The sequence below is a fragment of the Natrinema salinisoli genome (assembly GCF_020405205.1).
GTDB lineage: Archaea > Halobacteriota > Halobacteria > Halobacteriales > Natrialbaceae > Natrinema > Natrinema salinisoli.
Window position 1 is genome coordinate 1,562,036 of the sequence record NZ_CP084469.1, and the last position, 12,512, is coordinate 1,574,547.

A 12,512-nucleotide genomic window follows, 5' to 3' on the forward strand; every position below is an offset into this window, starting at 1 on the left:
CCGTCTGCTCACGACGCACCGACCGAGTCGAAATAGACCGAACCGGCACACCTTTTGCGGTGGCGACGAAGGGTTACGTATGGGCTTTGGTAGCTACGACGAATCCGAACAAAAAGAGCAGACGACCGACGAGGAAGAGGTAGATGCCGTCAACGTTCACGAAAACGACCATCACGGGGAGATGTCGTTCGAGTCCGACGTGTCGACGGACGAACTGGTCGACCAGCTCGGCTCGATGAAAGACGACGACGATTCCGAGGAGTAAGCCGCCAATCGGGGTCGATACGAGTCCCCGCACTCGAGCGCCAGTGCCCCGAAACGGTCCGATTCCGACCCGGTCGCGACATCGATTTTTCGCCCAGCTCGGCCGACGGGAGATTGCGTATCGTCGCTTGGAGAACGGAAGTACTGACTGAATCGCGGGTTCAGGAAAGGGTCGCGTCGCAGAGTTCACCGATCGCCCGTCGTAATCGCTGGGAAACGGCCGACTTCGAGACGCCGAGTCGATCCGCGAGTTCGTTCTGGGTGATCCCGCGGGGGACGTCGAAGTACCCTTCGTCGTGGGCGACGGTGAGCAACTCCTGTTGTTTGTCGGTCAGCGCGACGACCCCGTCGTTCTCGTCGTCGGACACGCGGAGGTGATCGACCGTGACTGAAATATCCAGGTCGCGACAGTACTCGTTGAACGCGACGAGTCGGTCGCGATCGGGGAACCGAAGCTGGACGAGCCACCCGTCCCGAGAGCTCGAGAGCTCGAGCAGGCGGCCGCCGAGGTCGGCAGTCTTGGCGGTGAAGGTAATCGCACGGTCGGTACGGGTGACGCGATAGACCCGCCTGTCAGGGTAGCGATCGACGAGCACCGGGTCGGCGACCGTCGAGTCCGACTCGAGAGCGGTTTCGAACCCGTCGAACTCGTCCCCGTAGACGGTGACGAACACGAGCGTCCGCCCCGGTTCGACGGTGGTCCAGTACTCCGGTTCGACGGTGACGGTCGACGCGCGTCGAAGCGTCGATCGCATGAACAGGTCCGAATGATCGAGTCGAAGCTGAGCGACGATTCCGCCCTCGGCCTGCGATCGGACCGAGGTCCGATCGTCGCCGGTTTCGGCAGTCCTCGTACCCTCGGTTTCGACCGCGTCCTCGGTATCGGCGATATCGATGCTCACAGACCGATCCGCCATCCGGAGGGATGACCGCCGTAATCGTAACTTACCTCGAACGCACTCATTAACTGTCCCATTAGGAGCCGGCTACATGATCGTAGACGCTATACACCAAATCCGATTCCGTTTCGCACTCAATACTGATTCACATGTTATCAGTCTAATTATATTTTCCCGAACAGTCGGATCGTCCTTCTCGGGGCGGAAAGATCGAATTACCTGCCGAGAACGGCCGAGTAATACGGTACTACCGACCGAATGGACCAGCGCGAGCGGTCGAAGAAACCGAACGACCGGTGGTCCCGGGTCACTCGTCGCGGGACTCGTCGAACAACAGCGCGAACAGTTTCCGCTGGGCGATCCTGAGGTGACGGCTGAACGTGGGCTGTGAGATCCCGAGGGATTCGGCGACTTCCTCGCCGGTGTGCTCGCGGGGCCAGTCGAAGAAGCCGCTGTAGTAGGCCGCCTCGAGCGTCCGCCGTTGTCGCTCGGACAGGTGCTCGGCCAGCGTATCGAACGGCCGGACCGAACGCGGTGATCGATCGCGCTCCCGGCGCGCGACCAACTCCGGGTCCGGATGGGACTGCTCGAGCGCTCGAAGGAACGGCCGGACGCCGACCGACTGTCCCAGTTCGATCGTGAGCCTGGTTCGGTCGTCGACCGGCGTGAGCGACCGAAGAACGCCACCGTTCTCCGCAACCGACCGGGCGATGTGCGGGTCGGCGGATTCGCTCAGTCCGATCTCGAGAACCGTCTCTCCGTTCCTGCCCTCGGCGACCGAGATCCGATCGACGGCCGGCAGCGATTCGATCGCGTCCCGAATCGCACCCGAATCGGCGTCTTCGACGGAACAGAACACCGTCGATCCGCCCGAGGATCGCGGAATCACGGCCTGCACGTCGATCCGTCGGTCGATACGGTGCGCGATCGACGATAGCGCGTCCGAGTCGTCCCGGAGGGCGACCTCGAGTTCCGTGATCCGATCTGCAAGTAGCGCGCGCTTCGTCTCGATCGCGCCGATCACTGCGCCCGCGATCGTCGTGAGGTGTTCGCAGGCCCGTCGAGTGGTGTCGTCGAACGCCGCCGAGCCGGTCGCGTACGCAGTACACGTTCCGTAGCAGAACTCGCCGGACTCGAGCGGGAGACTCAGTGACGACCGAAAGCCGCGTTCGAGGAGGTGCTGCCGCCATTGCTCCCCCTCTCCGTCGTCTCCCCGACTGGCAACACCGGTTTCGAGATCCTCGCGTAGGACCGATTCGCGGGTGGCCGCCGCGGTGGCCGTCGGCGACTCCGCGGACGAATCCAGCGAGAGCGGCGTCTCCTCGAGGAACTCGCCGTCGCGACCGGCCCACGTCTCCGGGACGACCGTCTCTCGAGCCGAATCCAGGCGGCCGACCCAGGCGAGTTCGATCCCATCGGCCGACTCGAACGGGGGCAGCGAGACGATCGCCTCGCAAAGCTGCCGTTCGACGGCCTCGCGCGTGTCGGCGTCCAGCATCGATCGTGCTGCGTCCCACACCTGTTCGACTCCGGTCACAGTGGTCTGCAATCGATCCCGATCGTGCCGACAGGTTCGAAGGCCGTCGGCGTATTCGAGCCGCTCGAGTGCCACGACGGCGGTCGCGGAGAGCGTTTCGAGCGGTCCCGTATCGACCCCGTCGAACGCCATCGGCTCCGTACTGGTCGCGAGGACGATCCCGCGATCCGCGATCGGCACCGCCAGAACCCGTTCGGCCCGGAGGCCGATCCGCTCGAGGGCGTCGTCGAAGCTCGGACGATCGTGGACGCTCGGCTCCTCGCCGTCGAGGAGATCGGCCAGCGGAATCGCGTCCGGACGGAGCGACGGCGGTTCGATTCCCGACTGATCGCTACCGGAGACCGGCGCCGCCGTCGTCACTGCCGCCGGACGGAGGCGGTCGTCGACCCGGTACCAGATCGCGACGTCGGCGTCGGCGTACTCGCGGATCGCACCGGTGATCGACTCCCTGACGCCGGACGGCGTCTCCGCGTTACGGAGGTCGATTGCGGTCCGCTGGATCGTCGATAGCGCGGCGCCGCGAGAGCCTCGCCTGTCGCGGACAATACAGAGCGTTCGGTCCGGATCGGGGAGCGGCGCGACGAAAACGTCGACCGGGCGCGGCCGGCTCGCGTCGGTCGCGAGCTCGCCCGTACAGGGATCCATCCACCTGACGACCGGCGATTCGGCTCGCTCTCGAACCGTCTCCGCGAGCTCGTCGTCGAACAACTCCTCGAGGGGCCGGCCGACCAGCGCGTCCGTCTCGGCGAGTTCCAACAGGGCACGGTTCGCCAGCTCGACCGTCGATCCCTCGAGGACGGCGATGCCGTCGTCCAGCCCGTCGACGACCGCCTCGAGGAGCTCGATCCGGTCGCGGTCCGCGGCGGTTGCGGACGTCCCGGTCGCGGGTGAGCGATCTTTCGCGTAGACGGAAACGCCATCGTCGCCGGGATACACGGCGACGTCGAGCCGCGTCTCGAGAGGGGGAACGGGCGTTTCGAACTCGACGAGCGACTCCGTCGTCTCGGCCTCGCGGATCCGGTCGGCTACCGTCGCGCCGATGTCGTCGGGGAACAACTCCCAGACGATCGTTCCCGTCGGGATCTCGTCGCCGACCTCTCGGCCGCTGATGGCTGCGAAGAACCGTCTTGCTGCCCGATTGGCGTACCGGATTTCGCCCTGCGGACCGAGCGTGAAAAACGGATCCGTGAGCCGGTCGATCCCCGTTCGGGCGGCGTCTGCGGCCGCGCCGGTCGGCGCTCCCGCGTCCGTCCGGGTAACGACGATCCCGTCGACGGTCGGATCCTCGAGCCGGTTCACGACGGTCAGTTCCGCGACGTGCCACGTGCCGTCGGCGTGGCCGAGCCGGAGGGAGACTCGCTCCGTCGTTCCGACCGGGGCTGCGGCGACGGCTGCGAGCGTGTCTCGGGCGGCCGCGCGATCGTCCGGATGGACGAGCCTGGAGAGTCCCGTTCGCTCGAGTTCGGTCGGCGTGTACCCCATCCGCGATTCGACTGCGGGACTCGCGTACTCGATTTCCCCGGTCGGATCGAGGACCCAGACGACCGCCGCGGCGTGTTCGAGGATCGATCGGTACCGTCGGTCCGATTTCTCGGCGGCCAGTCGGTACCGCTCCCGCTCGGCAGCGTTCCTGATGCGAGCGGTCAGCAGGTCGGGGGAGTCGTCCGGATCGACGATATCGCTCGCACCGGCCTCGAGCGCCCGCGAAGCGTGTTCGTCGTCCGTGAGCGCGATGATCGGCCGTTCGTCGGCTCCCTCCGCAAGTCGATCGAACGTCTGCTCCGGCGTCGCCCCGTCGCCGACGGCGAACGGACAGACGAGACAGTGAACGTCGCGGTCGAGGAGTCGCTCACGTGCGCCCTCGAGGGTCCGTTCCCTGAGCAACAAAACGCCCTCGAGGCGAGCGGCGAGTGCGCTCATCGCCTCGTCCGCGGGCTCGGAATCGCCGACGACCAGCACGCAGATGGAATCGCCGACGACGGTTTGGGTGACGTCGCTCATCGGTCGGATGTTCCGAGGGGAGACGTGCGTTCGGCCGGTGCTACTCGGAACGGATACCGGTCCGCCGGACCATCCTCCTCCGGATCGGTTGCAACCCCGACGAATGCGCGACCGAGACGACCGACCACGATAGGAGTCGGATCACCGCCCTGAACTATAGGTATCAGTCTCGTACTCGCGCGTCGCAGGGAGGTCGGGATTCGAGGTCGCACGGCGGGATGAATCCACCGTCGTACGGACGTATAGGTCCAGGCTACCAAAGGGAGAGTCCGGACCACTGTCTCAGGAGTCCGTGCTACTGAAACGGGAGCCCATCAGGAATCGTCCCGGACCGTGAGCACTGGAACCGGTGCGTTTCGGACGATTTCCTCGGCGACGCTGCCCGAGATCAGGTGGTCGAGGCCGGATCGGCCGGCAGTCCCGACGATGATCATATCGACGTCGTTGGTCTCCGCGTAGTCGACGATCTGCTCCTGCGGGACTCCGTGGCGGACGTCGGTCGTCGCCTCGACTCCCTCGCGATCCGCCGACTCTTTGGCGTGTTCTGCCGCCGCCACGGCCTCGTCCTCCGGATCCGATCGTAATCTGTCCTGTTTCTCCGCGGCCTGCGGACCGTCCTCCGATACCGACAGGACGTGCAGGTCAGCCTCGAGCCCCCTCGCGAGTTCGATTCCGTGCTCGGTCGCGCGGTGGGCGGCGTCGCTCCCGTCTGTCGCGAGCAGCAAGTCCTGGTACATTGCGTGACTTCCCATTCGAGAGACGGCGGGATACATCCCGGACCTGCCGTTGCCTGCCAGAAGCCGTCGAATCGGTCGCCGTCAAAAGATCACGTCCCACTCGTGCCCGCAGTCCCGACACTCGAACCGTCGCCGTAACCCGGCATCAGTCACCGATCGATCGATCTCCGCTGCCGACTCCTCGAGGCAGTTCGGACACTGGTGTCGGCTCACGATACGGAAGCAACACGCTCTCGTCGATAAAACTTACCCCACAACAATTTGGATTGAAACTAATTAGTATTAGGAATATATGTCGTTCAGGGGACGTCCGCAGGCAGGTCAGGAGAGAGGGAGCAACGGAGGGATCGCAGGCCAGTCTTACAGCACGTCGAGAACGACGATTGCGAGGTACAGCTGGCCGACACCGGCGACGATCATGACCGCACCTGCGAGCCGCTTCAGGGTCCCGGAGTACGCGCTGAATCGCCCAGCGTTCGCGACGAGGCCCATTCCCGTCGCGACGGTCAACGAGACCATGAGGACGACGAAACTTCCGACGTACGTTCCGAGGAGGATCGCCGCCGATGTCGTCGGTAGCGAGAGCGCACGGGCGACCACGCCGAAGAATATCGCCGCGACACAGCCCGCCGCCGCCAGCGCGTAGCCGACGCCGAAGATGGCGAATCCGAGCACGCTCGAGCGTCGTTTGGGGAGGGCGACCGACGGAGACGGGGCACGGTCGAAGACGATCAAGAGGCCGAAGACGATCAACAGGACGCCGGCAACCACTTCGAACAACGTGATACGTGACAGCGTCTCGTTGCCGACCCAGAACGTCGCCCCGAGCAAGGCGGCGAGGGTGACGAGCGCCCCGATACCCGCGACGAGTCCGCGGCTCAGTGCGCCGCCGAGCGACGCCTGATCGCCGTCGGTCTGACTGACGTAAAAGCCGACGTAGCCCGGCAGAAGTGGGTACGAACACGGCGAAAAGAAGGTCCCTACTCCCGAGAGGAGTCCGAAGGTGATCGTCGCGGCGAGCCCCGCGTCGACCATCCTACTGGTCCCCGCTTTCGCCGGTATCGGTCTCGAGGGCGCGTTCGATGCCGGCGACGAGTTCGTCCGCGGACTTCCTGCCCGCTTCCGACCACTGAACGCGCCCCGACGAGTCGATCGCCACGGCGTAGGGAACCCCGCCGATGGAGTACTCGGCGCTCAGTTCCGCGGTCGGATCGATCCCCAAGAGCCAGTCTCCGTCGTGTTTTCGCCACCAGTCGGCGAGTTCCTCCCTCGTCACCGAGCGTCCGACCGCTTCGTTCGTAACCGAGATGAAACGCACCTCGTCACCGAGTCGGTCGTTCGCCTCGGCGAGCGCGGGCATCTGTTCGATACAGGGACCACACCACGTTCCGAAGAAATCGATGAACGTCGCCCGGTCGGAAGCCGGGATTCGGACTTCCCCGGCCTCGCTTCCCGGTGCGTCGACCGTCTCGATCACGAGCGGGTCGGCGGTCGGGTTCGCCTCCTCGGCACCGTCGTCAAACGACGGCGGGCCGTGTATCGCCAGGGCTCCCGCGCCTCCGATGATACCTAGGCTTCCGATTCCAGCGAGCACGTCCCGCCTGCGCATCTATCCCGTCACCACCGTTTCGAAGTCGTCGACCAGCCGTGAAATCTCCATGGTCGATCCCTTCGGGTACGTTCGCTCGACGAACCCCCCCTCGTTTACGAGGAAGATATAGGGGAAGTGCGGGAAGGTGTACTCGAGTTCCTCGTACTCGTTGCCGAACTCTTTCTTGAACGGAAGGCCCAAATCTTCGCTGACGATCTCTTTCCCCGTCTCGTACTCCGTCGGTCGCAGAAAGTGCCAGTTCCCGGCATCGAGATCGACTCCCTGTTGATCGGCGAACGTTCGCAGTTCGTCTTCACCGTCCCGCTCCGGATCGAACGTCATCGCGAGGAATGCGGCGTCGTCGCCGTACCCCTCTTCGGCCGCCACCGCCTGTGCGCGCCGTAATCGGAGAATCAACTGCGGACAGACGCCATCCGGGCACATCGTGTAGAAGAGGGTCATCAGAACGGTCCGATCCCCTTCGAACTGATCAGTCGAGACCGTTTCACCGGTCAAGGGATCGGGTAGACTGATCGCGGGGAACTCCTCGCCGTAACTCGGATGGGTCGCCTCACTCAGGTCTTGCTCCGGAGGTCCGAGCACGGTATCGGGGTTGCCCGTGTTCCCCGTGAGGGCCCCACCGAGACAGCCGGCACCACTCGAGAGTCCTGCGATTCCGACTGTGCCGAGATATGTCCGCCGGTCCATATACGAACCGTGGGAACGCCGGATCAAAGGTTCATTGGTTCGGTTCACGAAGAGCGGTGAGGTCGAGACGCGTATGCGACGGGACCGACCGAACGGACGGACGCTTCTCGCGGACGCGTCGCCGCAGTTCTCGAAGGGGTGGCTACTCGACTCGAACAGGGCCATTGGTCTCGAGGGGAGACTATCGTTCGCTCGCGGATACGGCCATCGTTCACTCGTGGATGAGGGGGCGTTCACTCGGAGATACGGCGGGCGTTCGATCGACGAACCAACAGGTGTTTTGTCGCCGGACCCCAACCGCTGTCCAATGAATCGCCGGCGTTTCCTCCGCGGGACAGCAGCGATCGGAGCCGTCGGGACCGCCGGTATCGCCGGCTGTCTCGAACGACTCGGGTTCGAAGAGGAGTCCGCATTGGCGAACCCGCCGCTCGTCGAAAACCGCCCAGATGCCGTCTACCTCCCGGCCTCGAGCGAGGAGATGGGGATGTACGGCTCGGCGACCGACGGCGACTACGCCGTCGCGCTCTCGTATACCTTTCCCCACCGGTTCTGGACCGTCGAGGCCACCAGCGACGGGAAACAGCTCGTCGAGGTCGAGGCCGACGACAGCCTCCATCTCATGGCCACCCTCTGGGATCGGGAAACGGGCACCGTCCTTCCGGTGGACATGCGAATCGAGATCCGCCAGGACGGATCGCCGATCGACGGCGGGACCCTCTCACCCTGGCCCATGATTTCCCAGCGGATGGGCTTTCACTACGGCGACAACGTCCGGCTCCCCGGGGAAGGCGAGTACACCATCCACGTTCGAGCCGGCCCGGTTACGCTCGATCGGGTCGGCGCGTTCGAAGACCGATTGGATTCCGCGGCCTCGCTCGCGATCGACTTCGAGTACGTCCGATCGGACATCAACGGCCTCTCGTTCGACTCGATCGAACCGGACCGGCGAGGAAGCCCCGATGCGCTCCCGCTGATGAACCACGGCGAGGGAGGGCACAGCGGAAACGAGTCCGGGAACGGTGACGGTGGCTCCGGTCACGTACCGACGGGACAGGCACCGAAGATCGAGAACCTTCCCGGCGACCACCTCGGGACCGAACGGAGCGGCGACGCGAAGATCCCCCTGATCGCGACCGACGCCGATCGATTCACCGACGACGGCACCTATCTGGCCGTCTCTCCCAGAACGCCGTACAACGACATTATCCTTCCATTTACGTCCCTCTCCGCGAGCGTCGAACGCGACGGTTCGACCCTCCGCAAGGGTTCACTCACCGAAACGCTGGACGGCGAGTTCGGCCATCACTACGGGCTCGAGGTCGACGAGCTCACCGACGGTGATCGCGTGACGGTTTTGATCGACTCGCCGCCGCAGGTATCACGTCACGACGGCTACGAGACGGCCTTTTTCGAGTTCGAAGCGCTGACGTACACTGTATGAGAGGGGAGATCGCAGCCGCCTCGGAGAGACCGACTCGAGCAGCGAGGCCGGCCCGCTCGAAACGTCGCCTGCGTCAGTCACAGGCTCGGGCCGATGGAACCCGTCGTTCGGACCGGCCGTTTCCGGCGTAAATCCGACTCTATACCGAGCGAACGGACCGAAACGATTGCCAGCAGTTCCGTATGACTTCGATAACTATCAGGGACCGACGATCACGTTCGAGTGATGTCTCGGACAGGTTTCGCGGATATGCATATCGGCTGCCCGGAGTGTGACACGACCGTCACAACCTCCGTTCCCCCCGGACCGGGGATCCACGCGGAGAGCGACTCGAACCGACTACTGGGAAAGGAAACCCAGTGTCGAAACTGCGGTCACGAACTCGAGCTCTACTACTACTGACTCCGATCGGATCGACTGCCATTATGACTCTGCCCGTTCTATTATCGGTGAGGTAACCAGAGATAACTGAACGTACCGTCTCGATCGGTCTGAAAAGCGCTACTGCCGTCGATCGGTTGGCTTTCGTTCCCAAACAACGATGTACGCGTCCTCGAGTATCGTCCAGGACCGAACCACGCACACCGTGTTTCCGGTGAATCACGTTCGGAGCAGCGGAGCCGTTCCGGAGAGATCACGATCGTGTGACACACCGGATTTCCGGTGAACGGGATAGCACACAGGGGACCGACCCGACGGCCAAGTGTCGTGGACACCGGGTTTCCGGTGAAATTGCCACTCGACGATTCACTATAGAATTTTTCGAACCGAGAGAATATATCGACCGAATCGATCGAAAGAAGGAATCGTGATCGATCTCACACACACCGTGTTTCCGGTGAAATGACATCGAGAGGGTCGTACACTGCAATCGAATGGGTTGCGTACTGCACACTACCGAGCGGAGTCGACAGACAGTAGGGTTTACAGAGACGCAACGTTCTCTCGATTCAGATGCTCTGTCGGGAGCTAGCGGGCGTGACGACGAGTAGCGAAGGTTCGCAGTAGAACCCGAGAACCCACCGCGTACAGCGTGCTCGAGGCGACTGCTTAAGTTACACACACCGGGTTTCCGGTGAAAGAAGCATTGACCTCCTCCACGCCCTGAAGGACATGGAATCCCACCATGGGATATCGGCCGGGTGTGGCCTTCGAGGTTTCAGCCCGCACTTCCAAGGGAACCAGCAGCATACTGGAGGAACCTCTCGGTTTGACTCCCTCGGGAGGGCTGTGGCCCGGTCAAACAGGCCCCATCTCCAGCCGAGTCATCGGCACGCGTGTGTTTTCTGACGCGACTCTCTCCGCTGGAGTAGCAGATGTGAATACGCAGTACAATCGCTTAAACGTACCGACAATAGGTATCTAGCCCGGCCATCGACTGCGGTTAGTCGGCCGATCCTCTCGCTTGACCTCCGCCTGAAGACGGGGGTATGCGCTATTGGTCTGTATCACTTGCTGCCGTGATCGATACACCATCGCCTCGACAGAGTGCAGCAACCATCTCGCCTCGAGAGAATGTAGCAACCACCACTCCTCGCTTCGAGAGAGTAAAGCATCGGCCGAAACGTGTCTCCGTATTCCGGACAGATCTCTGTATGTTATAGAAATATATAAATAGGTATTGTGAGTAAAGTTCGCCAAGTGAATCGGACTCGATTCGCTTGCGGATCGAAACGGGGCCGTTTACCTCACCCGCTCGTTCCGACGTCGTTCGTTCTGATCGTCGCCAACTGACGAGGGAGAGCACCCCGCACACCGTATTTCCGGTGAATCGCTCCAATTTCTCTCCCCTCTCACACCCTCCATTCTCTATTTCACCGGAAACACGGTGTGTGTGTTCGCCCCCGATCGTTTCCCGAAACGGCCCACCGAGGAAAACAGTCCGTGACTGTATCGGGACGGGTACTGCGCGGAATTCCCATTTGTACCGTCAATAACGGTCCTCTCCGTTTCAGGACCGAATCCCCAGGCCCAAACGGAAACACTATTTCACCGGAAACACGGTGTTCGAGCATGTCCAGTTCCGGCGACGATCTGTTCACTCGCGACGACCCGATCTTCGAGAACAAGGAACTCCTCGAGATCAACCACCTGCCCGCGGAAGGGCGAATCGTCGGTCGGGACGACGAGATTTCGGAGCTCGCGAACGCGGTCAATCCGGCGATCTTCGGACAGAGTCCGAGCAACCTCCTCATTTACGGCAAGACGGGAACGGGAAAGTCCCTCTGTGCGAAGTACATCTCGGAACGGGCCGTCCGCGTTGCGGGGGACGAAGACGTCACGTCGGCTTTCGCCTACGTCGACTGCGCTCAGGATAACACGGAAACGCAGGCCGTCCAGACCATCGCCCACTCGTTGAACGAACCGGCGGTCACCGACGTCCGAATCCCGGACAAGGGGCTCAGCACCTCGACGTACTACAAGCGTCTCTGGACGGTACTGGATTCCCAGTACGACGTCGTCCTCGTCATCCTGGACGAGGTCGACAAGCTCGACGACGACGACATCCTGATGCAACTCTCGCGCGCGGGCGAGGCCGGCAAGCTCGAGTCGTGCAAGATCGGCGTGATCGGGATCAGTAACAAGATCAAGTACAAGGACCGGCTGGACGAGCGGGTCAAGTCCAGCCTCTGTGAGCGCGAGTTCGTCTTCCCGCCGTACGACGCAAACCAGCTCCGAACCATCATGGAAGCCCGCAGCGACGCGTTCAAGGACGGCGTGCTCGAGCCGTCGGTCATCCCTCGAGCCGCGGCGCTGGCCGCCCGTGAGCACGGCGATGCGCGGAAGGCGATCGACATCCTCCGGTACGCCGGCGAGATCGCCCAGTCGAAGGGGAGCGATACCGTTCGAGAGGAATTCGTCGTCCAGGCTCGCGAACGCGCCGAAACCGATCGCTTTCGGGAGCTCATCCGCGGCTCGACGCCCCATTCCAGGCACGTCCTGCAGGCGCTGGCGGTCCTCTCGCTCAACAGCGCCGACGAGGACGGGTTCCGGACGACGAAAATTTACGACGTCTACGAGGAGATCTGTCGACAGGAGCGGTCCGAGCCCCTCTCCCTGCGACGGGTGCGGGATCTGCTGAAAGAACACGCGTTCCTCGATATCCTCGAGCAGGCCCGCCGGAGCGGCGGGAGTGCGGAGGGGAGTTACACCGAACACCAGTTGCTCGAGGACCCGGACGTCGTGCGGAAGGTTCTCGTCGAAACGGACGGCGCGTAGCCGTCAAGCACCGAGACAGTTCCAACACCGTCACTCACCCAACGTGTCAATTCTGCCGCTTCAACGGGCAACGAGACGACATTTCACCGGAAACCCGGTGTCCCCGTCCCCCGCT

General features: G+C 63.2%; 10 protein-coding genes. 3 read left to right on the top strand and 7 right to left on the bottom strand.

Annotated features, from left to right (window positions below; all coding sequences use genetic code 11):
• Positions 1-79 precede the first annotated feature (79 nt).
• Positions 80-265, top strand: coding sequence for a DUF5786 family protein (locus LDB05_RS07680; RefSeq protein ID WP_226007335.1), 186 nt, complete (start codon positions 80-82; stop codon positions 263-265).
• A gap of 160 nt (positions 266-425) precedes the next feature.
• On the opposite strand, the gene LDB05_RS07685 is transcribed toward LDB05_RS07680, so the two are convergent.
• The 7 genes from LDB05_RS07685 to LDB05_RS07715 form a co-directional block, all read right to left on the bottom strand.
• On the bottom strand, positions 426-1,181 hold the full coding sequence (locus LDB05_RS07685) for a helix-turn-helix domain-containing protein (RefSeq protein ID WP_425498595.1): 756 nt from the start codon (positions 1,179-1,181) through the stop codon (positions 426-428).
• A gap of 289 nt (positions 1,182-1,470) precedes the next feature.
• Entirely contained in the window at positions 1,471-4,701 is a 3,231-nt protein-coding gene (locus tag LDB05_RS07690; RefSeq protein WP_226007337.1) for a bacterio-opsin activator domain-containing protein, read from the bottom strand.
• Between the two features lie 314 nt (positions 4,702-5,015).
• Positions 5,016-5,438, bottom strand: a complete 423-nt coding sequence (locus LDB05_RS07695) for a universal stress protein (protein ID WP_226007338.1) — start codon at positions 5,436-5,438, stop codon at positions 5,016-5,018.
• Positions 5,439-5,519: 81 nt separating this feature from the next.
• A complete protein-coding gene (locus LDB05_RS07700; RefSeq protein WP_226007339.1) occupies positions 5,520-5,651 on the bottom strand; it encodes a transposase in 132 nt (43 codons plus the stop codon).
• A 147-nt stretch (positions 5,652-5,798) separates the two neighbouring features.
• Positions 5,799-6,473, bottom strand: coding sequence for a cytochrome c biogenesis protein CcdA (locus tag LDB05_RS07705; RefSeq protein WP_226007340.1), 675 nt, complete (start codon positions 6,471-6,473; stop codon positions 5,799-5,801).
• A 1-nt stretch (position 6,474) separates the two neighbouring features.
• Positions 6,475-7,047, bottom strand: a complete 573-nt coding sequence (locus LDB05_RS07710) for a TlpA family protein disulfide reductase (protein WP_226007341.1) — start codon at positions 7,045-7,047, stop codon at positions 6,475-6,477.
• Positions 7,048-7,737 carry an SCO family protein gene (locus tag LDB05_RS07715; RefSeq protein ID WP_226007342.1) on the bottom strand — a complete coding sequence of 230 codons (690 nt, stop codon included), beginning with the start codon at positions 7,735-7,737 and terminating at the stop codon, positions 7,048-7,050. It lies immediately after the preceding gene.
• Positions 7,738-8,044: 307 nt separating this feature from the next.
• Between LDB05_RS07715 and LDB05_RS07720 the strand changes: the two genes are divergently transcribed.
• Together LDB05_RS07720 and LDB05_RS07725 are read left to right on the top strand one after the other, a co-directional pair.
• Positions 8,045-9,178, top strand: coding sequence for an iron transporter (locus LDB05_RS07720; RefSeq protein WP_226007343.1), 1,134 nt, complete (start codon positions 8,045-8,047; stop codon positions 9,176-9,178).
• A 2,013-nt stretch (positions 9,179-11,191) separates the two neighbouring features.
• Positions 11,192-12,397: a Cdc6/Cdc18 family protein gene (locus LDB05_RS07725; RefSeq protein ID WP_226007344.1), complete on the top strand. Its 1,206-nt coding sequence runs from the start codon at positions 11,192-11,194 to the stop codon at positions 12,395-12,397.
• The last annotated feature ends 115 nt before the right edge of the window (positions 12,398-12,512 follow it).